At 67.7% G+C, this 25,985-nt stretch carries 25 protein-coding genes; 12 read left to right on the forward strand and 13 right to left on the reverse strand.

The features are described from left to right. Positions 1 to 17 precede the first annotated feature (17 nt). From dcd to C457_RS03470, 3 genes are read left to right on the forward strand one after another with little or no spacing between them, the layout of a single operon-like run. Complete coding sequence (gene dcd, locus C457_RS03460; RefSeq protein WP_008092013.1) at positions 18 to 605, forward strand: dCTP deaminase; 588 nt, start codon at positions 18 to 20, stop codon at positions 603 to 605. Then, positions 602 to 1,501 (forward strand): thiamine-phosphate synthase family protein, encoded by a 900-nt coding sequence (locus tag C457_RS03465; protein WP_008092015.1) that lies wholly within the window; start codon positions 602 to 604, stop codon positions 1,499 to 1,501. The genes dcd and C457_RS03465 overlap by 4 nt, the downstream gene beginning before the upstream one ends. A gap of 10 nt (positions 1,502 to 1,511) precedes the next feature. Next, positions 1,512 to 2,219: a class I SAM-dependent methyltransferase gene (locus C457_RS03470; RefSeq protein ID WP_008092016.1), complete on the forward strand. Its 708-nt coding sequence runs from the start codon at positions 1,512 to 1,514 to the stop codon at positions 2,217 to 2,219. 129 nt (positions 2,220 to 2,348) lie between these two features. Here C457_RS03470 and C457_RS03475 read toward each other — a convergent pair whose 3' ends face one another. Continuing rightward, positions 2,349 to 3,272 carry a sulfide-dependent adenosine diphosphate thiazole synthase gene (locus tag C457_RS03475; protein ID WP_008092018.1) on the reverse strand — a complete coding sequence of 308 codons (924 nt, stop codon included), beginning with the start codon at positions 3,270 to 3,272 and terminating at the stop codon, positions 2,349 to 2,351. A gap of 90 nt (positions 3,273 to 3,362) precedes the next feature. Between C457_RS03475 and C457_RS03480 the strand changes: the two genes are divergently transcribed. Then, a complete protein-coding gene (locus C457_RS03480) occupies positions 3,363 to 4,859 on the forward strand; it encodes a 2-oxo acid dehydrogenase subunit E2 (protein WP_049913368.1) in 1,497 nt (498 codons plus the stop codon). A 7-nt stretch (positions 4,860 to 4,866) separates the two neighbouring features. Here the strand turns inward: C457_RS03480 and C457_RS03485 are convergent, their stop codons facing one another. From C457_RS03485 to C457_RS03495, 3 genes are read right to left on the reverse strand one after another with little or no spacing between them, the layout of a single operon-like run. Continuing rightward, on the reverse strand, positions 4,867 to 5,877 hold the full coding sequence (locus C457_RS03485; RefSeq protein ID WP_008092022.1) for an NAD(+)/NADH kinase: 1,011 nt from the start codon (positions 5,875 to 5,877) through the stop codon (positions 4,867 to 4,869). Beyond that, entirely contained in the window at positions 5,878 to 6,888 is a 1,011-nt protein-coding gene (locus C457_RS03490) for an alpha-ketoacid dehydrogenase subunit beta (RefSeq protein ID WP_004044267.1), read from the reverse strand. Then, positions 6,885 to 7,919: a thiamine pyrophosphate-dependent dehydrogenase E1 component subunit alpha gene (locus tag C457_RS03495; RefSeq protein ID WP_049913369.1), complete on the reverse strand. Its 1,035-nt coding sequence runs from the start codon at positions 7,917 to 7,919 to the stop codon at positions 6,885 to 6,887. The genes C457_RS03490 and C457_RS03495 overlap by 4 nt, the downstream gene beginning before the upstream one ends. A gap of 249 nt (positions 7,920 to 8,168) precedes the next feature. On the opposite strand from C457_RS03495, the gene C457_RS03500 reads away from it, so the two are divergent. After that, positions 8,169 to 9,149, forward strand: a complete 981-nt coding sequence (locus C457_RS03500) for a glutathione S-transferase family protein (protein WP_008092030.1) — start codon at positions 8,169 to 8,171, stop codon at positions 9,147 to 9,149. 112 nt (positions 9,150 to 9,261) lie between these two features. Next, positions 9,262 to 10,335 (forward strand): molybdopterin-dependent oxidoreductase, encoded by a 1,074-nt coding sequence (locus C457_RS03505; protein WP_008092031.1) that lies wholly within the window; start codon positions 9,262 to 9,264, stop codon positions 10,333 to 10,335. Between the two features lie 6 nt (positions 10,336 to 10,341). Here the strand turns inward: C457_RS03505 and C457_RS20530 are convergent, their stop codons facing one another. The 6 genes from C457_RS20530 to aspS all read right to left on the reverse strand — a co-directional run bounded on the left by C457_RS20530 (position 10,342) and on the right by aspS (position 14,971). Beyond that, complete coding sequence (locus tag C457_RS20530; RefSeq protein ID WP_008092033.1) at positions 10,342 to 10,491, reverse strand: hypothetical protein; 150 nt, start codon at positions 10,489 to 10,491, stop codon at positions 10,342 to 10,344. A 166-nt stretch (positions 10,492 to 10,657) separates the two neighbouring features. Further along, positions 10,658 to 11,134 (reverse strand): hypothetical protein, encoded by a 477-nt coding sequence (locus C457_RS03510; RefSeq protein ID WP_008092034.1) that lies wholly within the window; start codon positions 11,132 to 11,134, stop codon positions 10,658 to 10,660. A 45-nt stretch (positions 11,135 to 11,179) separates the two neighbouring features. After that, positions 11,180 to 11,935: a 4-phosphopantoate--beta-alanine ligase gene (locus tag C457_RS03515; protein ID WP_008092035.1), complete on the reverse strand. Its 756-nt coding sequence runs from the start codon at positions 11,933 to 11,935 to the stop codon at positions 11,180 to 11,182. A gap of 97 nt (positions 11,936 to 12,032) precedes the next feature. Then, positions 12,033 to 12,869 (reverse strand): pantoate kinase, encoded by an 837-nt coding sequence (locus C457_RS03520; RefSeq protein ID WP_008092036.1) that lies wholly within the window; start codon positions 12,867 to 12,869, stop codon positions 12,033 to 12,035. 71 nt (positions 12,870 to 12,940) lie between these two features. Continuing rightward, positions 12,941 to 13,381: an SHOCT domain-containing protein gene (locus tag C457_RS03525; RefSeq protein ID WP_008092037.1), complete on the reverse strand. Its 441-nt coding sequence runs from the start codon at positions 13,379 to 13,381 to the stop codon at positions 12,941 to 12,943. Positions 13,382 to 13,666: 285 nt separating this feature from the next. Continuing rightward, positions 13,667 to 14,971, reverse strand: a complete 1,305-nt coding sequence (gene aspS, locus C457_RS03530) for an aspartate--tRNA(Asn) ligase (protein ID WP_008092038.1) — start codon at positions 14,969 to 14,971, stop codon at positions 13,667 to 13,669. A 158-nt stretch (positions 14,972 to 15,129) separates the two neighbouring features. Here aspS and C457_RS03535 point away from each other — a divergent pair, with 158 nt between their 5' ends. Further along, complete coding sequence (locus tag C457_RS03535) at positions 15,130 to 15,714, forward strand: cupin domain-containing protein (RefSeq protein ID WP_008092039.1); 585 nt, start codon at positions 15,130 to 15,132, stop codon at positions 15,712 to 15,714. 75 nt (positions 15,715 to 15,789) lie between these two features. Next, positions 15,790 to 16,548 (forward strand): DUF4013 domain-containing protein, encoded by a 759-nt coding sequence (locus C457_RS03540; protein WP_008092040.1) that lies wholly within the window; start codon positions 15,790 to 15,792, stop codon positions 16,546 to 16,548. Positions 16,549 to 16,572: 24 nt separating this feature from the next. Here C457_RS03540 and C457_RS03545 read toward each other — a convergent pair whose 3' ends face one another. Next, positions 16,573 to 17,295 carry a phosphoglycerol geranylgeranyltransferase gene (locus C457_RS03545; protein WP_008092041.1) on the reverse strand — a complete coding sequence of 241 codons (723 nt, stop codon included), beginning with the start codon at positions 17,293 to 17,295 and terminating at the stop codon, positions 16,573 to 16,575. A 105-nt stretch (positions 17,296 to 17,400) separates the two neighbouring features. Here C457_RS03545 and C457_RS03550 point away from each other — a divergent pair, with 105 nt between their 5' ends. Continuing rightward, complete coding sequence (locus tag C457_RS03550) at positions 17,401 to 18,405, forward strand: restriction endonuclease (RefSeq protein WP_008092042.1); 1,005 nt, start codon at positions 17,401 to 17,403, stop codon at positions 18,403 to 18,405. Here the strand turns inward: C457_RS03550 and C457_RS03555 are convergent. Continuing rightward, complete coding sequence (locus C457_RS03555) at positions 18,402 to 20,924, reverse strand: DNA topoisomerase I (protein WP_008092043.1); 2,523 nt, start codon at positions 20,922 to 20,924, stop codon at positions 18,402 to 18,404. The two genes, C457_RS03550 and C457_RS03555, sit on opposite strands and share 4 nt — an antisense overlap. A 247-nt stretch (positions 20,925 to 21,171) precedes the next feature. On the opposite strand from C457_RS03555, the gene C457_RS03560 reads away from it, so the two are divergent. Continuing rightward, positions 21,172 to 22,599 (forward strand): MATE family efflux transporter, encoded by a 1,428-nt coding sequence (locus tag C457_RS03560; RefSeq protein ID WP_008092044.1) that lies wholly within the window; start codon positions 21,172 to 21,174, stop codon positions 22,597 to 22,599. Positions 22,600 to 22,674: 75 nt separating this feature from the next. Beyond that, a complete protein-coding gene (locus C457_RS03565) occupies positions 22,675 to 23,373 on the forward strand; it encodes a hypothetical protein (protein ID WP_008092045.1) in 699 nt (232 codons plus the stop codon). A gap of 66 nt (positions 23,374 to 23,439) precedes the next feature. Here C457_RS03565 and gatB read toward each other — a convergent pair whose 3' ends face one another. Then, on the reverse strand, positions 23,440 to 24,930 hold the full coding sequence (gene gatB / locus C457_RS03570) for an Asp-tRNA(Asn)/Glu-tRNA(Gln) amidotransferase subunit GatB (RefSeq protein WP_008092047.1): 1,491 nt from the start codon (positions 24,928 to 24,930) through the stop codon (positions 23,440 to 23,442). Positions 24,931 to 25,100: 170 nt separating this feature from the next. Here gatB and C457_RS03575 point away from each other — a divergent pair, with 170 nt between their 5' ends. Beyond that, positions 25,101 to 25,985, forward strand: coding sequence for a DUF3100 domain-containing protein (locus C457_RS03575; protein ID WP_008092050.1), 885 nt, complete (start codon positions 25,101 to 25,103; stop codon positions 25,983 to 25,985).

A 25,985-nucleotide genomic window follows, 5' to 3' on the forward strand; every position in this document is an offset into this window, starting at 1 on the left:
ACGCGCTCCCTTCGAGTATGATACTCTCCGACTCGGACATCCTTTCGCGCCTCGCCGAGGGTGACCTCGTGGTCGACCCGATAGACGACGTGGACATGCAGGTCCAGCCCGCGAGCGTCGACCTCCGCCTCGGCACCGAATTCCTGGAGTTCCAGCGCACGAACATCTCCTGTATCCACCCGAACCGAGAGCACGAAGTCTCCGAGTACGTCCGCGAGACGCACGTCCCGGAGGGCGACGACTTCATCCTCCACCCCGGCGACTTCGTCCTCGGCACGACCAAAGAGCGCGTGGCGATTCCGGACGACCTGCTGGCGACCGTCGAGGGGCGCTCTTCCCTCGGTCGCCTCGCGGTCGTCATCCACGCGACCGCCGGCATCGTCGACCCCGGCTACGAGGGCCAAATCACGCTCGAACTGTCGAACCTCGGCACCGCGCCGGTCGCGCTCACCCCCGGGATGCGCATCTCACAGCTCGTGTTCACGGAGATGAAGTCGCCCGCCGACCGCCCCTACGGGGTCGAACGCGGCTCGAAGTATCAGGGCCAGCGCGGGCCGCAGGCGTCGCGGCTCAGCTCGGACCCCGAGTTCGGTGGCGACGAATGAAGTTCATCGAAGAAATCGTCGTGGACGCGTTCCTCCCGACGTTCCGCGCGCTCCTCGCGGAGGACCTCCGCGACCGCGGGTTCACCCAGTCGGAGGTCGCCGAGGCGCTCGGCATCAGCCAGAGCGCCGTCTCGAAGTACGCCCACGGCGAGGTCGCCACGAACGAGCGGGTCGCCACCGACCCCCGCGTCGTCGACCTCGTCTCCCGCGTCGGCGACGGCCTCGCCACCGGCGACATGACGCCCGTGCAGGCGCTCGTCGAGGCCGAGGTCCTCATCCGCCAACTCGAAGAGGGCGACCTCCTGTCCGATCTCCACGAAGCGGAGATGCCCGAACTCGCCTCCCACGACGGCTTCCGGAGCATCCACGACCCCGAGGGTCGCCTCCGAACCGTCGAGCAGGTCCGCTCGTCGGTCCGCCGCGGCCTCCGCATGCTCACGAACACCTCCGGCTTCGCGGGGCTCATCCCGAACGTCGGCTCCAACCTCGTGGAGTCGCTCCCGGACGCCGACAGCGTCGACGACGTGGCCGCCATCCCCGGCCGCATCTTCGACGTGAAGGGGCAGGCGACCGTCCCCGGCGAACCCGAGTTCGGCGTCAGCGGCCACGTCGCGGGCGTTCTGCTTTCGGCTCGCGCTGCCGGTGCCGACGTGAACGCCGCGCTCAACATCGTCTACGACGCGGGCGTCATCGAGGACCTCGAAGCCGCGGGCTACGAGTGCATCGAGTTCGACCCGGACGCGCCGACCGACCCGGTCCGCGAACACCTCACCGGCCGCGACCTGCCGGAGACGTTCGTCGTCTACCAGAGCGGCGGCTACGGCATCGAACCCATCACGTACATCCTCGGCCCCGACGCGCCCGCCGTCGCCGACGTGGTCCGCGTCCTGTTCTGAGGTCCGTCCCATGACAGCCGAACAGTCCCGTTCCCCGTCGTCGGTCGCCCAGTCGTTCTACACCCGCTGGGCGACGCTGTACGACGCGCTCGCCCGCCGCGCGCCCGGCGTCGGGAGCGTCAGAACCGAAGCCGCCGACGCGCTCGCGCTCGACCCCGGCGAGACGGTCGTCGAGATGGGCTGCGGGACGGGCGCGAACCTCCCGTACCTCGCCGAGCGCGTCGGTCCCGAGGGAACTGTCGTCGGCGTCGATTTCTCTCCCGGCGTCCTCGACGTGGCCCGCGAGCGAACCCGCGAGTTCCCGCAGGTCCACCTCGTCCGCGCCGACGCGACCCGCCCGCCGATTCGACCGACCGACGCCGCCGGCGTCCCTCACGACCCGGACGCTCTCCTCGCCACCTTCGTCTCGGGGATGTTCGACGACTCCGCGGCCGTCGTCTCGTCGTGGGCGGACCTCGTCGGCTCCGGCGGGCGACTCTGTCTCGTGGACCTCGCGGAGACGACCGACCCGCGCTGGCGGCCGCTCAACCCGGTGTTTCGGGCGCTCGTCCGCGCCACCGCGCCGCCGGGGTCGCGCACCATGCGCGCCTCGCCGACGAAGCTGCTGAATCGGCGGCTCGTCGCGGCCCATCGGGCGCTCGAATCGCGGTGTCGGGTGACTCACGAGACGACCCACGCCCTCGGCTTCGCGCGGGTTCGTGCGGGCGTCGTGGAGTGAGAAGCGTTCCGAGCGCCGCGCTGTCGTCACTTTCGGGGAGTCTGCGATACGTCGAAAACGGGTCGGGAGCGACCCGAAACAAGTGTCAGAGGCGTCGGGGGAACCGACAATCGGACCGTCGGGAGACGGTCAGTCGTCGGCCGGAGCGGGCCCGGAGATGCTCACTTCGGGCGCGTCGCGGCCGAGTTCGTCGAGACAGGACTGCGCCGCCTGTCGGCCGGACAGCAGCATGGCACCGAAGGTCGGCCCCATACGCGGCAGGTGGTGGGCGGTGGCGACGGCCATGCCGGAGGCGACGACGCCGGGGTGGACGACGCCCGTCGCGTCGACGATGCTGTCTTCGCTCTCGGAGACCCACATCGAGTCGTGGCCGGGCGAGTCGTGGCCGGGCGCGCCGTACTCGCCGTCGGCGGTCTTGTCCATGCCCGTGTTGTGTTCCTTGGCGTGTTCGATGCCGTTCACGTCGAGGACGCCGCGCTCGGAGAGCTTCGAGAGGACGACCGCGTCGTGGCCCGTCGCGTCGAGCACGAGGTCGGACTCGACCGCGATGGGGTCGACGCAGGTGAGTTCCCGCGGGAGCGCGTGGACCGGCGTCCAGTTCATGACGATGCCGCCGACGCGGTCTTCCTCGCGGAGGACGACGTCGGTGAACTCCGTCATGTTCTGGATTTTCGCGCCGGCGTCGCAGGCGGCCTTGATGAGTGCGGAACAGGCGTGCGGGCCGTCGGCGACGTACAGCCCCTCGGCCTCGTCGCTCTCCTCGTAGGGGACGCCGAGCTCGTCGAGGACGCGCTGGGCCGGGTCGCGGACGGTCACCTTGTTCATGAGGAAGCCGCCCAGCCAGAAGCCGCCGCCGAGGTAGTTGTTCTTCTCCACGATGGTCACGTCGACGCCGCGCTCGGCGAGTTCCTTGGCCGCGACGAGCCCGGAGGGCCCGCCGCCCACGACGATGACTTCGGTGTCCGTGCGCTCGCGGAACTCCTCCATCCACGAGTCCGAAATCGCGCGTGTGACCTGTGCTTCTGTCGCGTCGGTGAATCCGTCGAACGACATATCACCTAGTGATACCACCTAGTAGTAAAAGCTGTTGACTGCGGCCGCGGCGACCTAGGTATATCATGTTCTATTGTGTATGTCACTACCATGGCGTACGTAGTCAAGATGCCCAAACTGGGGTTGGAGATGAAGTCAGGCGAGCTCTCGGCGTGGCTCGTCTCGGAGGGCGACGAGGTCACCGAGGGCGAGCCAATCGCCGAAATCGAGTCGGAGAAGACGACGGCGGAGATTGACGCCAAGGAAGACGGCGTCCTGCGGCGTGTCGTTCTCGCTGAGGGCGAGTCGACAGCGCCCGGCGGCGCGTTAGCCATCGTCGCCGGCGCGGACGAGGACATCTCCCAGTTGGAGGCGGACGCGGGCGTCGGTGAGGGCGGCGACGAATCCGCCGGGACCGACGACGCGGTGGCGGACTCGGGCGCGACCGAGACGACTGAGACGGCGGCGGCGACCGGCGACGCCTCGTCGGTCACGAAGCAAGGGTCGAGCGGGTCGGACGGGGCGTCGGGGAACGGCGAGGTCCGCGCGTCGCCCCGCGCGAAGCGACTCGCGGACGACCTCGGTGTCGACCTCACGGCCGTCGAGGGCACCGGTCCGCAGGGGGCAATCACTGAGAGCGATGTGGAGGCCGCCGCGGACTCCGCGACGCCCGCCGAGACCGACGACGCCGGAGCGACGGTCGCGGCGGCCGAAAAGCGCGTGTTCGCCCCGCCGAGCGCCCGTCGCCTCGCCCGCGAACTCGGCGTCGACATCGCAGCGGTCGAAGGCACGGGACAGAACGGCCGCATCACCGAGTCCGACGTGCGGGCGGCGGGCGGCGCGAGCGCGGCGGCAACCGACTCCGCGGCCGCCGGCGACGACGCGACCGACGCGACCGCCGCGAGCGAACCGGTCGAGACGGAGCGGCCGCTGTCGGGGATGCGCCGCACCATCGCCGACCGCCTCGGCGAGAGCTACCGCGAGGCGGTCCACGTCACGGTCGACCGGCGCGCCGACGCGGAGGAACTGCTCGCCGCGGCGAACGCCGCCGACGACGCCCTCGGCGTGGACGTGTCGATAACGGACGTGCTGCTGCTCGCGCTCTCGGCGTCGCTCGACGAACACCCCGCGTTCAACGCGACCTTCGAGGACGGCGTCCACAGGCTCCACGGGGAACACAACGTCTGCGTCGCGGTCGACATCGACGAGGGACTCATCGCACCGGTCGTCCGCGACGTGGCCTCGCTGTCGCTCGCCGAACTCGCCGAGACCCGCGCCGAGGTCACCCAGCGGGCGCTGTCGGGTGACTTCACGATGGACGACCTCTCCGGGGGCACGTTCACCGTCTCGAACCTCGGCGTCCTCGGCGTCGAGTCGTTCGACCCGGTCATCAACCCGCCGCAGGTCGCCATCCTCGGCGTCAACACGATTCGCCGGGAGGCCGTGCCGACCGACGACGGCGACGTGACCGTCCGGCGGGTCATCTCCTTTTCGCTGTCGTTCGACCACCGCATCGTCGACGGGGCGGACGCCGCCCGCATGCTCGGCACGCTCGTCGAACACGTCGAGAACCCGTGGTCGCTCGTCATCGCCGCCGGCGGGCGGTGAAAGAGGCTCACCCGAGCCTGAAGCGTCCCTCGTCGGCAGCCCGTTCGAGGACCGACTCGACGTCGACCAGTCGCGGGCCGTCGCTCACCGGACGGAGGCGGACGGTCCCGTCCCGAACCTCGTGTTCTCGCTCGCCGTCGACGCTTATGACCCCGCGGTCCACCTCGAACGCGTAGTCCTCACGGTCGTCGAGGACGCGGTGTTCGGCCACGTCGACCGTCGAGAGGGTTCCGGGGACGGTAATCGCCCTGACCGTCGTTGGGGCGGTCGCTTCGTTCTCGCCCGCACGGGCCAGTCGGAAGCCGACGCCGCCGGGGTCGTCCGGTCGGTGCGTAACGAGGCCGCCGGCGATGCCCGAGAGCCCGATTTCCGCGGGCGACGAGCGCGAGACGACGCCGCCGACGATGTCGCTCGGGTCGAGAATCGCCCGTGTACCGACGAAGGGTCGGTCGAGCACGCCGACGGTCGCGAGTCCGCGGATGACCGTCGTCTCTTCAGACCGGACGACGTCGACCTCGATGGTTCCGTGGCGCGTCGTCGCCTCCGCGGTGGGGACGGCCCCGCTTCCGACGAGGCCGGCGGCCGCGCCCGCAACGGTGCCGTCGACGGGCGTCGGGACGACGTTGTTCGTCCCCGTCGAGATGCTCACGACCGGCACGTCGCCGATGGTCTGGGCCACGTCTCGCGTCGTGCCGTCGCCGCCGAGGACGACGACGGCGTCGGCGTGGTCCGCGAAGTGGGCCGCGGCCGCTCGGCTGTCCCGTCCCGACGCGGTGACCGTCATGTCCACGAACTCGACGCCGAGGTCGTCGGGCGCGTCGTCGACGATGCGGTCGGCGAGCCCCGTGCTGTCGGGCATGACGAGCACCTCCACGTCGTCGACGAGCGTCAGTCCCGCGAGGACGCAGCCCGCGGTGCGGCGTTTCGCGTAGTTGTTACTGACGCTCGCGCCGCCGGTGAGTCTGCGGATGTCGCGGCCCGCGGCGGGGTTGACGACGAGCCCGATAGTGGTCGTCACTTACACGATGCGGTTGATTGCGGCCTCCACGTCGGAGCCGCTGGGGAGCACTTCCTCTTCGAGCGCGGGGCTGAAGGGGATGTGAACGTCGGCGACGCCGACCCGCTGGATGGGGGCGTCGAGGCTGTAGAACGCGTTTTCCATGACGCGCGTCGCCACCTCGGCGTGAGTTCCGTACGACAGCGGGCTCTCGTCGGCGATGACGAGGCGGCCGGTCTTTCCGACGCTCTCGACCAGCGTGTCGGTGTCCATCGGGTAGAGCGACCGGAGGTCGATGACCTCGACGCTCGTCTGGCCCGCGAGTTCCTCGGCGAGTTCGAGCGACTCGCCGACCATGCGTTGGGTGGCGACGACGGTCACGTCCTCGCCCTCGCGCTCGACGCTCGCGGTGCCGATTGGGATGGTGAAGTCCTCGTCGAGCGGCACCTCGCCTTTCTGTTCGTATATCTGCTTGTTCTCGAAGACGATGACTGGGTCGTCCGACCGGATGGCCGACTTCAACAGGCCCTTTGCGGACGCCGGCGTCGCGGGCGCGACGGCCATCACGCCCGGGAAGTGGGCAAACCACGTGTGAATCGTCCCGGAGTGCTGGCTGGCCGCGCCGCTCCCGCCGCCCTCGGTCGTTCTGACGGTGACGGGCATCTCCGTTTTACCGCCGAACATGTAGCGGTTCTTCGCCATCTGGTTGATTATCTGCTCGGAGCAGACGCCGATGAAGTCCGAGAACATGATTTCGACGACCGGCCGCGTCCCGGTCGCCGCCGCGCCGACCGCCGCGCCCATGAAGCCGGCCTCGCTGATGGGCGTGTCGCGGACGCGCGTCTCGCCGAACTGCTCGACGAGGTCGCCCGTGACCTCGTAGACGCCGCCGAACTTGCCGACGTCCTCGCCCATGACGAACACGTCGTCGTCGCGTTCGAGTTCCTCGCGGAGGGCGAGTCGAATCGCCTCGCGGATGGTCATCTCCTTCGTCTGGTCCGGGCCGGTTCCGCTGCTGGTCTCGGTGCTCATCGGTTCTCACCTCCGTCGGCCCGCATCCCGCTGGAGAAGTCGCTAATCTCCGGGACGGCCGCGTTGAACATGTCTTCGTACGCCTCGCTGGGGTCCGGGTACGCCGCCTCCTTCGCCTTCCCCACGGCGTCTTCGATCTGCTGGTGGATTTCGGCTTTCATCTCGTCGAACTCGGCTTCGGTAATCGCCCCCGCGTCCACGAGTCGTCGCTTGAACGACTCGATGGCGTCGCGGTCCTTCCAAATCGCCACGTCTTCTTCGGTCCGGTACGGCTGTTGGTCGCCCTCGAAGTGGCCGTGGTACCGATACGTCTCGGCCTCGATGAACGTCGGTCCCTCGCCGTCGGCGGCCCGCTTGCGCGCCTCCTTGACGGCCTCGTAGACCGCGGTGATGTCCATCCCGTCGACGGTGAAGCCGGGGATGTTGTACGCCTCCGCGGTCTCGCTGAGGTTCTGGACGTTGTGCTGTTTCTCGACGGGCGTCGCCTCGCCGTACTGGTTGTTCTCGACGAGGAACACCGCCGGGAGGCTCCACGTCGCCGCGAGGTTGATGGCCTCGTGGACCTGTCCCTGTGCGACCGCGCCGTCGCCGAAAAACGCCAGCGCGACGGTGTCTTCTCCTTTCAGGTGCGACGTGAGCGCGGCACCTGTCGCCAGTGGCGGCCCCGCGCCGACGATGCCGTTCGCCCCGAGCATCCCCGCGTCGACGTCCGCGATGTGCATCGACCCGCCTTTGCCGTTACAGTAGCCGTTGGCCTTCCCGAACAGTTCGGCCATCATCAGGTCCGGGTCGAGTCCCTTGGCGATACAGTGGCCGTGTCCCCTGTGGGTGCTCGTGATGTAGTCGTCCGATTCGAGGGCCGAACACGCGCCGACCCCGACCGCTTCTTCACCGACGTAGAGGTGGACGAACCCGGGGAGTTCGCCGTCGCTGAATAGGTCGGCCGCCTTCGTGTCGAACGCCCGTATCGTGAGCATCCGGCGAAGCGCCTCGCGCTGTCCATCCTCCGTCTCAATGTCTAGTACCACCATGTGACGTACCAACAATTGCCATAATCTATGATGACTTTTTCTCAAACTGACAGTCATCGGGTTAGTCGTGAGAAAGAGACTGTATAATCGAATCACACGGGGCTGTGTCGATTTTGACGACTTTCTTACACGAGGTGGCGCGCGCGTCTCTAGTCCCCCATCGCCGGCCGGTTACACCGATGTCGCCTCCCAACTTTTGGTGTTCACGTCCCAACGAACGGACATGCAAGCACTCCAGGTCGTGGTAGCATGAACATGCTCTACGAAGGCGAGTGGCGAACCGACAAGTTCGTCGCCAACAACGAAGACGGCGAGTTCGAGCGCCAGACGACCGACTTCCGCAACTGGGTCGGCGAGGACGAGCGGTTCCCGGTCGAGGCCGGGCGATACCACCTCTACATCTGCCGGGCGTGCCCGTGGGCACACCGCACCGCGATGACGCGCGCGCTGAAGGGCCTCGAAGACGCGATTTCGCTGTCGCTCGTCGAACCCGTCCGCATCGACGACGGCTGGGAGTTCTCCGAGGACCTCCCGGACCCGCTGTACGGCAAGGAGTTCCTCCGCGACATCTACCTCCGCGCCGACGACGAGTTCACCGGACGCGTCACCGTGCCCGTGCTGTGGGACAAAGAGCGCGAGACCATCGTCAACAACGAGTCACGCGAAATCATGCGGATGCTCGACGAGGCGTTCGACCCCCTCGCCGAGCACGACGCGGACCTCAACCCCGACGGCTACGAGGAGGAGGTCGACCGCCTCATCGACGAGATTTACGAGCCGGTCAACAACGGCGTCTACCGCGCCGGATTCGCGACGACCCAAGAAGCCTACGAGGAGGCCGTCGAGGAACTGTTCGACGCGCTGGACCACTGGGACGAGGTCCTCGACGACCAGCGGTTCCTCGCCGGCGACGTGCTCACCGAGGCGGACATCGCGATGTTCGCGACGCTGATTCGCTTCGACCACGTCTACCACACGCACTTCAAATGTAACAAGAAGGCCATCCACGAGTACGACAACCTCTGGAACTACACGAAGGAACTCTACCAGCTTCCGGGGGTCGCAAAGACGGTCAACATGGACCACATCGTCCGGCACTACTTCGTCAGCCACGGCGACATCAACCCCAAGCGCATCTACGGCGTCGGTCCCGACCTCGACTTCGAGGCGGAACACGACCGCGACCGCCTCCCGGCGGACCTTCCCGCGGCGCTGACGGCCGACAACTGAGCCGTCGCTCGGTTTTCGCGCTCGTCTCCGTCTCCGTCTCCGTTTCGCACTCGGCTCCGTTCTCGCCGCCTCTCTCGACACCCTATTCCCGTTCGAAACGCTATCACTTCTCATGGCAAGCCGCGCGACCCGCGCGCTCCGGCGATTCGAACCGCCGCCGCGGGCGGTCGACTGGTCCATCTTCGCGCTCGTCGTCTTCGAGACGCTCTCGGGCGTGCTGAGCCTCGGGGCCGGCCACCCGGCCAACGGTCTCCTGTTCGTCGTCCACGGCGTCGCCGGCCTCTCGCTGGTCGCGCTCGTCGGCTTCAAACTCTATCGGGTCCGCCACCGCGTCATCGACTCGCGGCTCCGGGACCGCCACACAGCCGTCTCGATTCTCCTCGCGGTCGTCGCGCTCGCGGCACTCGGAACCGGCATCGCGTGGGTGCTCGGCGTCGAGGTCCGAATCGCCTTCTGGACGCTTCTCAACGTCCACATCGGCTTCGGCCTGCTCGTCATTCCAGTCCTTCTCGTCCACCTCCGGTCGCGCTTCCGCGCGCCCCGCGCGGTCGACTTCGCGGAGCGACGCCGGGCGCTCCAGTACGGCGCGATACTCGTCTTCGGCGCGGCGAGCTACCGGGCGACCGAGACGGTTGGGGCGCTCCGCGGCGTCGGTCGCCGATTCACCGGGTCGCGGCCGCTCCCGCCCGGCGAGGGCAACGACGCCTTTCCGGTGACGAGTTGGGTCGCCGACGACCCCGACCCCGTCGACCCCGACTCGTGGTCCCTTTCGGTCGCGGGGTTAGTTGACCGCCCGCTCGAACTCGACCGGGCGGACCTCGCGCCCGACGAGACGCGGTCGGTCCTCTTGGACTGCACGAGCGGGTGGTACACCGAGCAGAACTGGACCGGCGTGAGACTCGGCGACGCGCTCGATAGCGCCGGTGTTCACTCGTCAGCGCGGTGGGTGACGGTCCGGTCGGTGACGGGCTTTCGGTGGTCCTTCCCCATCGCGGAGGCTCGAGAGATGCTGTTGGCGACCGGGGTCGGCGGCGAACCGCTCTCGCACGGCCACGGCGCGCCGCTCCGACTGGTCGCGCCGAACCGACGCGGCTTCCAGTGGGTCAAGTGGGTCGATGCGGTCGAGGTGCGCCGGCGACGCGACCCGGCGCAGTGGCTCGCGGTGCTGGTGAGCGGATTCGGATAGCGGCGCTCACCACGGGAGAATCCACAGCACGTCGACGAGGCGGTCCAGAATCGTCTTTTCTCTCTCGTGGTCATCGTCCGCCGTGTCGTCAGCCGACGCGTCCTGTACGTCCGTCACCCCGACTTCGTCGGGCGCGCTCGAATCGGTGGAGGGCATGCTCGTCGCTATGCTTGTCAACGTGGAAATACTTTCTGTGGGGAGGGGGCCGCACGCCGAACCGAGGGATGTGACGAGTGACGAGCGCTACGGTTCGGCGGGTATGGGATTTTGCTGGGTCCCTCCCGTCGCGGCCGCCGGACCGCCGCGAGTCCTCGTGGGGCGACTACGCGTGTGAGGACGCCTCTGTCGCCGCATCGTGTGATGCGGGGCGCTCACCGTGAGTTCGCCACGCGACGAAGCCGGCACCGAGGAACAGGAGGCCGCCGCCGACGAGTAAGAACGGTTCCGCCCCGAGGACAAATCGCGTCGTCCCGTCGAACGTTTGGACCGTGGTGTAGAGTCCCGGGTCCCGGACGTAGTGGGACACGGCAACGAGCGAATAGCCGACTTCGACGACACCGACTACTACTGGGACGACTGCGGCGTACTTCCACCGGAGTGCGGCCAGCGCCCCGACGACACCGAGGCCCCCGAGTCGCGCTAGCAGGTTCTCCTCGTGGTTGAGTTGACCGTCCCATCCCGTCGTTATCGACCCGTCGTATCCGGGTGCGACGTGGAGCAGTTCCTGGTGAATGCCGGCGACCACGGCTCCGAAGCCAGCGACTGCCATCACGACCGCGAGAATTCGCTGACGGTCCATATCGACACGTCTCGTGTCACCCAGCAATAATCTTGCTCCCAGTTCTCACTCGTCGCTTCCGCTTCGAATCGCCTGCTCGGCGGCGTCGAGAGCGGCGTCGGCGTCGAACTCGGCGACGATGGCTTCCAGTTCCTCGCGCGTCGCACCGGCGTCCCGCAGGTCGCGGGCGTGAGCGGTGATGTTCGGCACGGCGCGCACGATGTTGTCCACGATGGGGACCGTGGCGACCTGCGCCGACCGCGACATCGGGTTGAGGTCGACGACGATTTCGACTTTATCCATCGCGCCGAGCGCCTCGGCCCGGTCGCCGTCCTCCAGCGGGACGACGACCACGTCGGCGCTCCCGATACCGTCGGCGTCGACTTTCGCGCGCTCGTGGTCGATGCCCGGAATCCGCCCGTCGGCGGTGAGTCCCTTCACCTCGTCCGCGCCGTGGTCGCGCAGGTGCTCGACGATGGCTCGCATGCGCTCGTCGGTTCGGTTGAACAGATTGACTTCGATGTCGGCGTCGACGGCCGCCGCGAGTTCGACGATTTCGCCGGGGCAGAGCGCCGCGACGTTCCCGTTGACCGAGATAACCGGCTGGTCGGCGCGTAGGAGGTGCGCCGCGGCCGCCCGCGCGGCCTCGTCCGCGCTCGGAATCGTCCGCTCGCCGAGGAGGTAATCGAACGCCTCGCCGCGCCCCTGCGCGATGAGTCCCTGCCGGCTCGTGATACCCTTCTCGACGCCCTCCTCGATGCGGTGGCGGGTGAGAAGCGACTGGTATCTCGGGTGGCTCTCGGGAATCTCGATGTCGCTCATTGGTGGTGGGTCGTCGCCGCGACAGTAACACGTTTTCTCATCGGGGCGGGCGGGATTCCGCAACGCCCCCGACCGCTCGGTGAGGCCTCGCGGCCGCCTACTCGCTCCGCAGCGTCGCGCCGGCGGGGTGGACGCGGCAGCGCTCTGGGTCGTAGCCGGCGTCCGACAGCCCCGTCCCGACCGCGAACACCGTCTCGCCGAGCATCGCCATCGAGCCGTCGCCACCGGCCGCGCGCACGTCGTCGATGGCGGTCTCCACCCGGCCGCCGGTCAGGAGGCCGGCGTCGCGGGCGAACCGCCGCGACTCGGCGACGAATCGGTCGAGCGTGGGCTCGGCGCGGAGTGCTTCGAGGGCCGTCTCCCCGGCGGCGGTGAGTGTGGTGGTGTCCCCGGACAGCACGTCGGCCGTCGAGAGCCCGCCGAACGCGACGTACTCGATTTCGGGGCGCGCGGGGACGCCGTCCATCCGGCCGTGGGCCGGCGCGCCGGGTTCGACCCGAACGGGCATCCCGCCGCGGGCCTGCGCGACCACGTCGCCGAGGCCGGTCCCCGCGCGGACCTCGGCCACGTGGGCGAGGGTGACGAGTTCGTTCTCCGACCGGCCGCAGGCGAACACCGCGTTCGCCGCGAGCGCCGTCCCGAGCGCCATCGCGCCCGAGACGCCGAAGCCCGCGCCGAGTGGGAGGTCGCTTTCCGCGTCGACGGTGGCCGTCACGCCGAGCGACCGAAGCACGTCCGCGACGGGCGGCATCTCGACCGCCTCGCCGTCGAGACTGACGGTGGTCTCCGGTGCCGGTTCGACCGTCACGGTGACGCCGTGGGAGAGTGTCAGCCCCGCGCCGCGGGAACCGGCGACCGCCGGGTCGTCGGCGGGGTGGGCGCTGAAAAAGCCCGTGACGTGGCCGGGCACGAACGCCGTCGCGTCGTCGCTCATCGGTCGTTCTACGACGGGGGTCGGTTAACGGTGTTGCGTTTCGTCGCGTCCGCGTTCATACCGAGTCTGACTCAGGAACGCTCGTATTCGGTCGCTTCGTCCTCACGGGTCGTTCGCCGCGATTCCGCCGTTTTGCGAGCGTCCGCGACCGTCTCCGTCTCCAACAGCCGCTCGACTTTCGCCTCGAACTCCTCTTCGGAGAGTTCGCCGGTCGCGTAGCGCCGCCGGAGCGTTTCGAGCGCGTCTTCGGTCTCGGTCGTCATCGACTCGGCCGCGTCGTCGCCGCGACGGGACTCGTAGATGCGAGCGAGGGCTATCGCGGCGGGGAGCACGCCCGCGAAGCCGACCGGGAAGACGACCCAGAACCACGACACTCCGAGCGCGAGTAGGCCGAATCCGACCAGAAAGATGAGCCCCATGACGACGCCGGCGACCAGTTCTTCGAGCGCCGAGTCCTCGTCGTCGCCCGCGTCGTCGATGGCGTCGTCGACGATTCGCTTCGGGTCGGTCATCGGTCTCCTCCGCGACGACGACGTTCGTGCATGGTGTTCTAACGTGTCCGGGAGATAACGACTGTTTCGCAAAAAATGGGTCGCGTCGGTGGGTGCGTCTTCGCCCTTATGGGCTCAGACGCTGGCGATCACGCGGGAACTCACTCGCAACGCTTCGCGTTGCTCCCTGTTCCCGCGCTCGTGTTGCGCCGTCGCCTCGGGCGACAGGCGCTGCCGGTCGCGCGGGAACACCGTCGGACTCACGTCGTTCGTCCGACGAGCACCCACTCGCAGAAACGCCTTCGTCTACGGACTCAGGCGTTGTCTGTCTCGTGGGAACAGCACCGCTTCCCGGATGTTCTCCAGTCCGAGCATCGTCATGATGAGTCGCTCGCCGCCGAGTCCGAAGCCGGCGTGCGGGGGCATGCCGTACTTGAACATCTTCGTGTAGTACTCGAACGCGTCGGGGTCGAGGCCCTGCTGTTCGAAGCCGGCGACGAGGTGGTCGAAGCGGTGTTCACGCTGCCCGCCCGAGACGAGCTCCATGTTCGGGTGCATCATGTCGAAGCCCGTCGAGAGCGTCTCGTCGTCGTCGTGGTCCTTGATGTAGAACGGCTTGATCTCGCTGGGCCAGTCGGTGATGAAGTAGTGCTCGCCGACGTCCTCGCCGAGCGCCTTCTCGCCCTCGGTGGGGAGGTCGTCGCCCCAGACGAGCTGCTCGTCGAGCTTGCCCGTGGCGTTGATGCGCTGGATGGCCTCCTCGTAGCTGAGCCGCGGGAACTCGCCGGACGGCGCTTCGAACTCGTCTTCGAGACCGAGCGCTTCGAGTTCGTCCTGGCAGTTCTCTTCGACGGCCTCGTAGCCGGCCTTGACGACGGCCTCGCACACGTCCATCGCCTCGGTGTGGTCGATGAACGCCGACTCGAAGTCGATGGAGGTCGCCTCGTTGAGGTGGCGGGGCGTGTTGTGCTCTTCGGCGCGGAAGATGGGGCCGACCTCGAAGACGCGTTCGAGTCCGGAACCGACCATCAGCTGCTTGAACAGCTGCGGCGACTGGTTCATGAACGCTTCCTTGCCGAAGTACGTGATGGGGAAGAGCTCGGTGCCGCCCTCGGTCCCCGTGGCGACGATTTTCGGCGTGTTGATCTCGGTGGCGCGGAGGTCGCGGAACTGCTCGCGGACGGCGCGCTGGACCTCGGCGCGAATCTCGAAGATGGCCTTGACCTCGTCCTTGCGGAGGTCGAGCGTGCGGTTGTCGAGGCGCGTCGAGAGCTCGGCGTCGACCTTGCCGGAGGGGTCGAGCGGGAGCTGCGCCTCCGCCTCGGCGATGACGTCGAGGCTCTCGGGCGTGACTTCGACGCCCGTCGGCGCGCGGGGCTCCTCTGCGACCTCGCCGGTCACGGAGATGACGCTCTCGCGGTGGACGCCGAGACCCGTCTCGACGAGGTCGTCGTCCATCTCGTCTTTCTCGAACTTGACCTGAATCTTGCCGGAGGTGTCCCGGAGAATCAGAAACGCGATGCCGCCGAGGTCACGAACTTCGTGGACCCAGCCGGCGACGGTGACCGTGTCACCGGGTTCGGCGTCGGCCGTGTACGTTCGGTTTCGCATACGACGTGGTTCCCGACCGTTCGTCTTAAACATCGTGTCTTCGCCTCGCTCGGACGCGTTCGAGTGTCGAACCCACCGAGAAGCGGGACGATACGAGGCACGCGTTGACGGGGTCTGTGGTACCGTGGTACTTAGTTCGCTGCGCGTGTCCACCCGGTATGGCTCCCGACTCACCGGACGCGCCGGCGGACGAACCGCGAACCGACGCGGACGCTTCCCCGGAGTCCGGCCCGGCACCCAACGCCGCCCGCGTCGCCGACCTCGACTGGTCCGAGAGCGAGCGGGGCGACCGATTCGCGTTCCGCCGGAAGCGACTCGCCGAACGCGCCGGCGGCCGCGACCTCGGCTGCTCGCTCTACGAGGTCCCGCCGGGGAGGCGCCCGTGGCCGACCCACTACCACGAAGGCAACGAAGAGGCGCTGTACGTGCTCTCCGGAACGGGCACGCTCCGGACACGAGAGGGCGCGGCCGACCTCGACCTCGAAGCGGATACCTACGTCGCACTCCCCGCCGGGGCCGACTACGCGAGACAAATCGAGAACGACGGCGACGAACCGCTCCGGTACCTCGCGCTCTCGACGATGAACCACCCCGACGTGACGGTCTATCCGGACTCCGGCAAAGTCGGAGTGTTCTGCGGTGCGCCGCCGGGCGGCGACAAGAACGCCCGGACGCTCAACGATTATTTCCCCCGAGACGCCGCCGTCGGCTACTGGGAGGGTGAGCCGACCGACGAGGAGTGAATCGCTTCTCCCTTCCACCGCGACGGCTCCGATGCTGAGGTTTATATCCGAACCCGCGGCCACCTCGCCTCGGACATGGACGTTTCAGACCTCGAAGCCGCGTTCGCCCTCCCGCTCGCCGAAGACACCTCGTTCGACACGACCGTCGTCGGCGTCCTCACGACGCTCGCGTCGTTCGTCACGCCCCTCGCGGGCGTTCTCCTTGCGGGCTACGTGGTCCGCCTCGTTCGCGCGGGCGACCGCGACGCGACCGCGCTCCCGTCGTTCGACGACTACACCGACATAGTCGCCGACGGCGCTCGTCTCTCGGCCGCGCTCGTCGCGTTCCAACTCCCCGCAATCGGCCTCGCGACCGTCGCCCTTCCGGGTTCCGGACCCTCACTTGCGATGCTCACGTATGCGACCAATCCGGCGATACTCGGGCTCCTCGGCCTCTCTACGCTCGAAACCGTCGGTCTCGTCGCGGCCGGCCTCGCGGCACTGATGGGTTCGTATCTCTCGGTGGCCGCCACGGTCGCCATCGCCCGCGAGGGGTCGCTCGTCGCGGCAATTCCAGTCACGCGCGACCTCGCGTTCGACCGCTCGTTTATCGGCGTCGCCTCTGGCGTCGCGCTCGTCGGCTTCGTGGTCGGCCTGCTCGTCGCCCTCTGCGCCGCGGTGCCGGCCGTCGGTACCGCGCTCGCCGCGACCGCGTCGTTCTACTCTCTCGTCGCGTCGGCGACGCTCCTCGGTCGCGGCGCGCCGAACGCGTCGGTGCTCGACGTCGATGCGTCTCGGCAGTCACACGCTGGCGGCGTGAGCTCGGGGTCGGCCGAGTCGATGGAGTCGGCGTAGAAGAGGAACCCGCGCCCGTGGGGATTACTCCGCGACGAGTTCGGCCGTCGCGTCTTTCGCGCCCTCGACCGTCTCGCGCACCGCGTCGACGCCCTCGTCGTGCAGGAGGTTGCCGACGACGACCGCGTCCGCGTGCTGGCCCATCTCATAGGCGGTGTCGTAGTCGTGGATACCGCCGCCGTAGAACAGCGTCGCCTCGTCGAGCGCGTCGTGCGCCGCGCCGACCTTCTCGGGGTCGCCGTAGGTGCCGGAGTACTCGACGTAGATGATCTTCTGGCCGAACATCTTCTCGGCGACGCGAGCGAACGAGGCCACGTCCTCGGCGGACTGGTCGGTGTCGGCGTCGGTGTACTCGGCGACCGACGACTCGGGGTTCAACACGATGTACGCCTCGGTGTGGGTGCGGTCCCAGTCGAGGCCGTCTTCGATGCGGACCCACTCCTTGTGCGCGCCGGTGATCCAAAACGAGTCGCTCGCGTTGAACACCGTCGGGATGAGGTAACCGTCCAGCGCGTCGTCGTCGATGACGACGCCGGGGTTCGACGGCTCCTGGTAGATTGGCACGTCGTACTTCGAGGTGGCCTCGATGACGCGTTCCATCTTCTCCTCTGTGATGTCGAGCGTGCCGCCGATTTCGAGGGCGTCGGTGCCCGTCTCACACACGTCTTCGAACGTCTCGCCGTCGACGAGGTCCTTGTCCGGGTCGATTTTGGTGATATGGTCCCAGTCTTCCCACGGATAGCTCATTGGTCGCTCTATGCTTGAGGGGGCGTAAAAAGCGTGCGGATGAAATGGGTCACACGCATAGTCGGGAGTGAATTTTAACCCACCTGTCACCAAATCCGGTGTACGATGGACGCTGCCGACGCGACCGAATACGTCGAACACAGAGCGATGTCCCTGTCCGCGGCGGAGTTCGAACTACTCTGCGAGTCGGTGCTCACGGAGTCGCTTCCCCCGGCGCGGTTCTCGGTAACCGCTTTTCGACAGGACGGCGGCATCGACCTCGACGGTCGCGTCAGTAATCCGCTTCTGGACGTTTCGCTCGGCGTTCAGGCGAAGCAGTACGACCCGAGCAACACGGTCGGTTCGCCCGCAATACAGCGATTTCAGGGCGCGCTAGCCGATACGGGATGCGACACCGGGACGGTCATCACGACGAGTTCGTTTACCACACCAGCCGCCGAAAGCGCCGAGCGGGCGGGTATCCACTTGGTGAACGGTTCCGCGCTGTTCGAGTCGATGGTCGACCTTCGCGTCGGCGTTCGGCGAGGCGGCGGACAGTTCGAACCCGACGAGGGTTTCTGGAACCTGTTCGGAGAGACCGACGAGACGAGCACGGTTCCGTCGAAACGAATTCCGCTCGCCAACTCGTTCGAAACCCTCGACGCTGTTCTCTCGGCTATCGGCGACACCCGCGGAACCAAAGACGACATTGTCTCGTCCGCGGGCGTATCGCCCCGCCACGCGGACCTGTACGCGGGTGCGGGCTGGATTCTCGGGTTCGTTCACCAAGAGTGGCCCGACGAGGAGACCCACAGACAGCGCCGCTGGTCGCTCACCCGAAGCGGCGCTCGGTACATCGCCTATCGAACAGCGGGCCTCAACGCCGAGGCCGAACCCCTCCTTCTTGACGGGATTCGAAACGCAGAGATAATCGAACGACTCGCACACCCGCTCTCGGAGTCGGAGTCGTTCGGACACAGCGAGCTCGTTGACTTCGTCGAATCCGAGTCAGAGCTATCGCGGAGTAGCGCGAAACGCCGGGCGAGTTCGGTCGGCGTTTGGCTCGCCCGACTCCCCGAAGTCTCGGTCGAAAACGGCCGGGGAAAACGATACGTTTGGAACGGGAATTAATCCGCCGCCGTCTGCCACTTCCGAACCGTATCCGCACCAACGCCTTCGACTTTCGCCGCGATGTCGTCGGGTTCGGACGCCTTCAGCGTCTTCACGTCCTCGATGCCGGCGTCCTTCAGCTTCTCGGCGGTCTTCGCGCCGATGCCGCTGATGCTCTCTAAGTCCGAGCCGCCCTCGCCGTTCTGCTGGGCCTGATACTCGCGGTAGTTGCAGATGGGACAGCCGAGCTCCCACGGCTCGCGGTCGCCTTCGTACGTAATCCGGAGCTCTGGCAGGTCGTGTTCCTCGCAGGACTCGTCTGTCACCTCGATGTCGCCGCGACGAGGCAGCGGCAACGAGTAGTCACAGTCGGGGTAGCGGGTACAGCCGACGAGCCGAGAGCCGGAGCGGAGGCGCTTGATAGCTAGCTCTCCCCCTTCTTCCTCACCGCACTCCGGACACGTCCCGATGACGAGGTCGTCTTCCTCGTCGGCCTCCTTGGCCTTACAGAGCGGACAGCCGTGGACGAACGTCTTGCGCCCGGCGAGCATCTTGATGTGGTGGAGGTCGTGTTCCTCGCAGGAGTCCTCCATGATGAGCGGCTTGCCCGTGGAGGGAAGCGGGAGCGTGTAGGTACAGTCGGGGTAGGAGTCACAGCCGATGAAGTACGAGCCGCGGCGGCTCTTTCTGACGACGAGGTCGCCGCCGCAGTCGGGGCAGGTGCCGACCGTCTTGTCGGCTTTCAGTGAGTCCTGCAGTTGCTTGCCGAGTTCCTCGCGGGACTCCATTAGCCCCTCGAACACGTCCTGGAGCATCTCTTTGGACTCCTCGGTCACGTCTTCGAGGGTGGCCTCGCCGCGGGCGATGGCCAGCATGTCGGATTCGAGTTGCGAGGTCATCTCCTCGCTGACGATGAGTTTCGCGAAGTCCTCGGAGGCCTCCACGACGGCCCGCGCGAGGCGTGTCGGCCGCGGTGGGTCGCTCTCGATGTAGCCGCGGTCGTAGAGCTTCTGAATCACGTCGTGGCGGGTCGCCTTCGTCCCGATGCCCATCTGTTCCATCGTCTCGATGAGCCGCGACTGGCCGTAGCGCCGCGGGGGCTGGGTCTGCTTGGCGTCGAGGTGCGTGTCGGACAGCACGAGCGACTCGCCTTCCTCGACGTCCGGCACGAACGACTCGCTGGAGTTGAAGTACGGGTAGACGTCGTGGTAGCCGGCTTCGAGCAGGCGCTTGCCGTTGGCCTTCAGCGAGAGCCCCTCGACCTCGGCGACGACGCGGAGGTGCTCCCAGACGGCGTCCTCGGCGACGGTTGCGAAGAAGCGCCGGACGACGAGTTCGTACACGTCCCACTCGTCTTCGGTGAGGTCGGACGCCGAGGGGAGTTCGCCGGTCGGGTGAATCGGCGGGTGGTCGGTCGTCTCGTTGTCGCCCTCGGTGGGCTCGATTTCCTCCTGTTCGAGGAGGGATTCGGCGTCCTCCTTGAACCGGCGGTCGCCCTCGAACGCGCCGAGCAGTTCGCGCGGGTCGAGGTCGTCGGGGTACACCGTGTTGTCGGTCCGCGGATAGGTGATGTAGCCGGCCGTGTAGAGGTCCTCGGCGATGCTCATCGCCCGCTGTGCGGAGTAGCCGATAGAGCCGGCGGCGCGGATGAACTGCGTGGTATTGAACGGTGCGGGCGGCGTGTCGGTTCGCGTGCGGCGATTGACCGACGCGACTTCTGCGGCCTCGACGCCGAGGAGCGTCTGGTAGGCCGACTCCGCGGACTCCTCGTCCCAGATGCGCTCGGCTTCGGTGCCGTCGTCGTCGAGGTAGAAGTACTGCGCCTCGAAGGACTCGGCGTCACCGTCGGCGTCCTTCGTCAGCTTGGAGAACAGCTCCCAGTAGTCCTCGGGGTCGAACGCCTCGATTTCGCGCTCGCGGTCGACGATGAGCTTCAGCGTCGGTCCCTGCACGCGGCCGACCGAGATGAAGTCGTTGCCGAGCTGGCGGGCCGAAAGCGAGAGGAAGCGCGTGAGCGCGGCCCCCCAGACGAGGTCGATAATCTGTCGGGCCTCGCCCGCGGCGGCGAGGTTGAAGTCGAGGTCGTCGGGATTATCGAACGCCTCGGTCACCTCGCGCTTCGTGATGGAGGAAAACCGCACGCGGTCGACGGGCACGTCCTCGTTCACGTCGCGGACGAGCTCGTAGGCCTCTTTCCCGATGAGTTCGCCCTCACGGTCGTAGTCGGTCGCGATGGTGACCGTCCCCGCGCGGCGAGCGAGCCGGCGGAGCGCGGCGACGATGTTCTCCTGCGTGGGGTGTTTCTCGACGGGCGCGCCGATGAGCTCGACCGGCTCCACGTCGCGCCAGTCGTTGTACTCCGGCGGGAAGTCCACGCCGACGACGTGGCCCGACAGGCCGATACAACGCTTGCCGCCCCACTTGTAGACGTTCACGCCGTTCATTCGCTCCGCGGAGGCGGTCTCGCCGCTCAGGATGTCGGCGATGCGCCTCGCGGCGTTGTCCTTCTCGGTGATGATGAGTTCCGGACCCCTACTCATTGAGCGGCGATATGTCGGGGGTTGTCCTAAACCTTTCGTGCCGAATTCGGAGCGTAGCGGCCTCAACGCGCGCGGATACGAGCGTGCGGGTGAGCGCGCTTCGCGCGCGAAGGTGTGTGTCTGCCGACGGTCCACCACACGCCGCGTCTCCCGTCGGATTTCACCGACTCGCCTTGCCACCCGGCTCGACACCGAGCGCGCCCGCGACACCAGAAGCGTTGACATCCTCCCCGCCGAACCTGAGACCGTGTCGGGTGATTCGCGAATCGACATGACCGAGGGGCGAATCGCCCCCAAACTGCTCTCGCTCTCGTGGCCGCTCGTCGCGGGGAACCTCCTCCAGACGCTGTACAACCTCGCGGACGTGTTCTGGGTCGGCCGCGTCGGTGCGGACGCCGTCGCCGCCGTCTCGCTCATGTTCCCGACGAGCTGGATGTTCGTCTCGACTGCGATGGGCATCACCGCGGCGACCATCGCCCTCGTCTCGCAACACGTCGGCGCGGGCGAGGACCGCGAGGCCGACCGCGTCGTCGGCCAGACGGTGCTTCTCACCCTCGCCGTGTCGGTCGTCCTCGCCGTCGCCGGCTTCGCGTTCAGACATCCGCTTTTGGAACTCATCGGCGCGGAGGGAGCCGTCTTCACCGCGGCGCTCGCCTACATCGAAGTCATCTTCCTCTCGCTCCCGCTCACGTTCCTGTTTTTCGCGTTCCGGGCGGCGCTACAGGGCGCGGGCGACACGAAGACCGCGATGTGGCTCATGGTCGCCTCCGCCGGCCTCAACGTCGTCCTCGACCCGATTCTCATCATCGGCTGGGGCCCAATCGCGGGGATGGGAACCCGCGGCGCGGCGATTGCGACGCTCATCGCCCGACTGTTCGCGACGGCCGCCGGCGTCTACATCCTCCTGCGCGGCGACTGGGGAGTCAGACTCCGCCCCACCGACCTCCGCCCCGACCCGGAGCGCCTCAGAAAGCTGGTCGATATCGGCTCCCCGGCCACTCTCGATGGCTGGGCACGGAGCTTCTCTGCGGTCGTGATGGCCGCGTTCGTCGCCCGGTTCGGGCCGACCGCGACCGCGGCCTACGGTATCGGCGTCCGACTCATGTCTGTCTCGTGGACCGTCTCCGGCGCGGTCGGGCAGGCGACGGCGACCGGCGTCGGCCAGAACCTCGGCGCGCGGACGCCCGACCGGGCCGCCTCGGTCGCGTGGACCGCGATGGCGGGGACGATGGGGCTGCTCTTCGCCGCCGCGGGGCTCGTGGTGGCCTTCCCGGCCGAGGCGATGCGTCTCTTTATCGACGAACAGCCGGTCATCGATGCGGGCGTGACGTTCCTCCGAATCGTCGCCCCGTCGTGGGCGTTCTTCGGCGGCGTGATGGTGATTCAGGGGGCGTTCCGCGGCGCGGGCGTCACCAAGGCCGCGATGGCGCTGTCGTTCCTCTCGCGGTGGATTTTCCGCGTCCCGGTCGCCCTCGCGGTCGCGTTCGCGTGGACCGTCTCTCTCCCGGTCGTCGGCCCCGTCTCGGGACTCGCGTGGGGCGTCGAAGGCCTCTGGTGGGCGTACGTCGTCGGTGCCGTCGCCTCCTTTGCGGTCGCCGTCGCGTGGTTCCGGCTCGGCACGTGGCGCGAGGGCGTCCTCGACCGCGGGGCGACGCCGGCGGCGGGCGACGATTAATCTCGGCCACCTTCGACTCACATCGACGAACCTGACAGCAGAACGACTTTCCTCGACGGGTCGGAAGGGAGCGCCATGCGACAGCCCTCCACCGAACACCTTCGTCTCGGCCTCGCGGTCCTGCTGATTTTCACGCCGCTCTGGGGACCTGCGCTCGGGCTCACCGGACCGACGTACACCTACGAGTCAGCCGAAATCGGGGTCGAGGACAACCGACTCGTCGTCCCCGACCGCGACGCTCGCTCGGAGTTGTGGCACGGCATCGACGGATTCGCCTGCTCGGTCGGGTCGTCGGTGACTCGCTACTGCGCGCTGGAGGCCGCGACCCTGAACGGGACGCTCGCGGTGGACCACCCGGACGTGAAATTCAGTTCGTCCGGGCATCTCGACGCCGACGAACCGTACCTCGCGTACTACGACGGCCGGGTCTTCGAGCGCGAATCGACGTGGGAGGACGGCCGGTACGTCCTCTCGACGGCGCGCGTCTCGGCCGCGGCGGCGCTGGATGGGGTCGCTCGACCTCCCGACCGGTACCCGACCGCGTGGACGGTTATCGAAGACGGGTCGGCGACGACGGACCGCGAACTCTGGTCTGCGGACGCGGGCGCGAGAGTGTTCGAGGTCGACGGCGACTACTTCCTCGTCTACCGGACCGGCGTGGAGCGTCCGCTTCCGTCTTCCCCGGCAACGGAGGAGGCGCTGACGTGGTTCGCGGTCGTCCTCGGGTCGGCGATGCTGTTCGGGCGCGACGATGATGACGATGACTGGTCGTAGCCACGCACGCCGACCCTAACAGGAAACGACCGCTCGTCGCGGAGAAGCGAAACCGAAGACGGTCGGTTACTCGTCCAGTCGCTCGCGGAGCAACTGGTTCACGGTGCCGGGGTCGGCGCTCCCCTTGGACTTCTGCATGACCTGTCCGACGAGGAAGTTCAGCGCGCCGCCCTCGCCGTCGTGGTAGTCCTCGACGGCGTCGGGGTTCTCGTCGATGGCTTCCTGCACGAAGCCGCCGATTTCGTCGTCGTCGGCCTTGCCGAGTCCTGCTTCGTCGACGATGGTGTCGGGGTCTTTGCCCTCGTCGAGCATCTCGCGGAGGACGATTTCCTCGGCGTTCTTCGTCGTCACCTCGTCGGCGTCGACGAGTTCGACGAGCCGCGTGAACTCGTCGAGGCGGTCCGACACGTCCGTGATGTGCATGTCGCGGTAGTTGAGTTCGCCGAGCAGGTTGTCGGCGACCCACGTCGCGGCGAGGTCGGCGTCGAACTCGGCGGCCACGTCCTCGAAGAAGTCGGCGACCTCCTTGGTCGAGGTGAGCTTCGAGGCGGACTCCTCGTCGATGCCGTACTCGGTGTGGAAGCGCTCGCGGCGGGCGTCGGGGAGTTCCGGAATCGGAATCTCCTCCTTCCAGTGGGCGACCTGGAGCGGCGGGAGGTCGGCCTCGCGGAAGTAGCGGTAGTCCTTTTCTTCTTCCTTCGAACGCATCGAGACGGTGATGCCGCGGGACTCGTCCCAGTGGCGCGTCTCCTGCTCGACGGCGCGGCCGCGCTTGATGGCGTTCTTCTGGCGGGTGACCTCGTAGGCCAGCGCCTTCTCTGCGCCCTTGTGGCTGGAGATGTTCTTGACCTCGGTGCGGTTGGCCGCCTCGAGCGCCTCGTCGGAAATCGAGCCGTCGTCGTCGACCTCGTCGGCGGGGACGAGCGAGATGTTGGCGTCGATGCGGAGCGAGCCGTCGCGGGTGGCGTCGAACACGCCGAGGTATTCGAGCACCTCTTCGAGCTTCGCGAGGAACGCGCGAGTCTCCTGCGGGCTCCGGAAGTCGGGCTCGGTGACGATTTCGACCAGCGGCGTACCGGCGCGGTTGTAGTTGACGAGGGTGTAGTCCGCCGTGTCGATGCTGCCGCCTTTGTGCTGGAGGCTGCCGGGGTCCTCTTCGAGGTGGGCGCGCGTGATGCCGATGTCCCGGCGGGTGCCCTCGACGGACACCTCCAGCGTCCCGTCGGCGCAGATGGGCGCGTCGTACTGGGTGATTTGGAAGTTCTTGGGCAGGTCGGGGTAGTAGTAGTTCTTCCGGTGGAAGCGGGTGTCCTCGGCGATATCGGCGTTCAGCGCCTTGCCGATTTTGACCGCCGACTCCACCGCCGCCTCGTTGAGCACCGGGAGCGCGCCCGGCAGCCCGAGACAGACGGGGCACACGCGGGTGTTCGGCTCCTCGTCCTCGGCAGGCTCGGTCGAACAGCTACAGAAAATCTTCGTGGCCGTCTCGAGTTGAACGTGGACCTCCAACCCGATGACGACCGCGAGTTCGCGCTGTTCGAGCGCTTGCGCAGTCATTGGCCGCGCTTCGACGGCGGTGGGCTAAAGACTAACGGGACTGGTCGCAGCGGAGCCCGTTCGTGGGTCGCTGGCCCCGGCACCGACCCCTGCCACAACCGGCAGACAATCACTAACGAGGTTTTATATACTGGCGTTTCATCTCCACGATTCACAGACGTCGTTCACATATGACAAACGATACCACCTCGGATAGATGGGCACCGATTCGCACCGGCGGCCGACTCTCGGCGCACCTCCGGACGCACCTGACGGTTCTTTTCATCGTCGTCGTCGCGGAACTCGTCGGCACGATAACGTTCCCGCTCGGGCCGGGGCAGGTCGTGCTCCTGCCGCTCCTGTACGCCGTCGTCCTCGGTCTCGTCCTCAGTTACAGCGTCCTCGGGTCGCTCTTCGAACCGCTCCGGCGGGTCGTCGACGAGGACGTGAGCCGCATCGCTTCGCCGCTTCTGGTCATCGCGCTGATGCCGCTCGGCGTCAAGTACGGAACGCTCGTCGCGCCGTCGTTCTACGACCTCGTGGCGGCCGGCCCGGCGTTCGTCCTGCAGGAGTTCGGTAACCTCGGCACGATTCTCGTCGCCCTCCCGCTCGCCCTGCTTTTGGGCCTCAAGCGCGAGTCCATCGGGGCCGCGGTCAGCATCGCCCGCGAACCGACCCTCGGCGTCATCACCGACAAGTACGGCATCGAGTCGCCCGAGGGGCGCGGCGTCCTCGGTACCTACATGACGGGAACGGTCCTCGGAACCGTCTTCTTCGGTCTGCTCGGCGGTTTCGCCCCCGCGACGGGGCTCCACCCGCTCGCGCTCTCGATGGCCTGCGGCATGGGCTCCGCGAGTATGATGACCGCCTGTTCCACGTCGCTGGCGGCGGCCGTCGGCGGCGCGGGCGTCGCCGAAGACCAGATTCTGAGCTTCGCCGCGACGAGCAACCTCCTGACCGGCATCACGGGGCTCTACATGGTCATCCTCGTCGGCCTCCCGGTCATCACGCGCCTCTACGCGGTCCTCGCACCCGTACTCGGCCGCGGTACCGCCGCGACCGACGGAGGTGAGTGA

This window comes from Haloferax prahovense DSM 18310 (assembly GCF_000336815.1).
Classification (GTDB): domain Archaea; phylum Halobacteriota; class Halobacteria; order Halobacteriales; family Haloferacaceae; genus Haloferax; species Haloferax prahovense.

Coding starts and splice junctions, on each gene's coding strand:
- C457_RS03575 (WP_008092050.1), top strand. CDS start 25,101: ATGACAAACGATACCACCTCGGATAGATGGGCACCGATTCGCACCGGC.
- C457_RS03500 (WP_008092030.1), top strand. CDS start 8,169: ATGAACATGCTCTACGAAGGCGAGTGGCGAACCGACAAGTTCGTCGCC.
- C457_RS03470 (WP_008092016.1), top strand. CDS start 1,512: ATGACAGCCGAACAGTCCCGTTCCCCGTCGTCGGTCGCCCAGTCGTTC.
- C457_RS03525 (WP_008092037.1), bottom strand. CDS start 13,381: ATGACCGACCCGAAGCGAATCGTCGACGACGCCATCGACGACGCGGGC.
- C457_RS03495 (WP_049913369.1), bottom strand. CDS start 7,919: ATGGTGGTACTAGACATTGAGACGGAGGATGGACAGCGCGAGGCGCTT.
- C457_RS03555 (WP_008092043.1), bottom strand. CDS start 20,924: ATGAGTAGGGGTCCGGAACTCATCATCACCGAGAAGGACAACGCCGCG.
- C457_RS03475 (WP_008092018.1), bottom strand. CDS start 3,272: ATGTCGTTCGACGGATTCACCGACGCGACAGAAGCACAGGTCACACGC.
- C457_RS20530 (WP_008092033.1), bottom strand. CDS start 10,491: ATGCCCTCCACCGATTCGAGCGCGCCCGACGAAGTCGGGGTGACGGAC.
- C457_RS03510 (WP_008092034.1), bottom strand. CDS start 11,134: ATGGACCGTCAGCGAATTCTCGCGGTCGTGATGGCAGTCGCTGGCTTC.
- C457_RS03540 (WP_008092040.1), top strand. CDS start 15,790: ATGGACGTTTCAGACCTCGAAGCCGCGTTCGCCCTCCCGCTCGCCGAA.
- C457_RS03565 (WP_008092045.1), top strand. CDS start 22,675: ATGCGACAGCCCTCCACCGAACACCTTCGTCTCGGCCTCGCGGTCCTG.
- C457_RS03515 (WP_008092035.1), bottom strand. CDS start 11,935: ATGAGCGACATCGAGATTCCCGAGAGCCACCCGAGATACCAGTCGCTT.
- C457_RS03505 (WP_008092031.1), top strand. CDS start 9,262: ATGGCAAGCCGCGCGACCCGCGCGCTCCGGCGATTCGAACCGCCGCCG.
- C457_RS03490 (WP_004044267.1), bottom strand. CDS start 6,888: ATGAGCACCGAGACCAGCAGCGGAACCGGCCCGGACCAGACGAAGGAG.
- C457_RS03465 (WP_008092015.1), top strand. CDS start 602: ATGAAGTTCATCGAAGAAATCGTCGTGGACGCGTTCCTCCCGACGTTC.
- C457_RS03535 (WP_008092039.1), top strand. CDS start 15,130: ATGGCTCCCGACTCACCGGACGCGCCGGCGGACGAACCGCGAACCGAC.
- dcd (WP_008092013.1), top strand. CDS start 18: ATGATACTCTCCGACTCGGACATCCTTTCGCGCCTCGCCGAGGGTGAC.
- C457_RS03550 (WP_008092042.1), top strand. CDS start 17,401: ATGGACGCTGCCGACGCGACCGAATACGTCGAACACAGAGCGATGTCC.
- C457_RS03545 (WP_008092041.1), bottom strand. CDS start 17,295: ATGAGCTATCCGTGGGAAGACTGGGACCATATCACCAAAATCGACCCG.
- C457_RS03520 (WP_008092036.1), bottom strand. CDS start 12,869: ATGAGCGACGACGCGACGGCGTTCGTGCCCGGCCACGTCACGGGCTTT.
- C457_RS03480 (WP_049913368.1), top strand. CDS start 3,363: ATGGCGTACGTAGTCAAGATGCCCAAACTGGGGTTGGAGATGAAGTCA.
- aspS (WP_008092038.1), bottom strand. CDS start 14,971: ATGCGAAACCGAACGTACACGGCCGACGCCGAACCCGGTGACACGGTC.
- gatB (WP_008092047.1), bottom strand. CDS start 24,930: ATGACTGCGCAAGCGCTCGAACAGCGCGAACTCGCGGTCGTCATCGGG.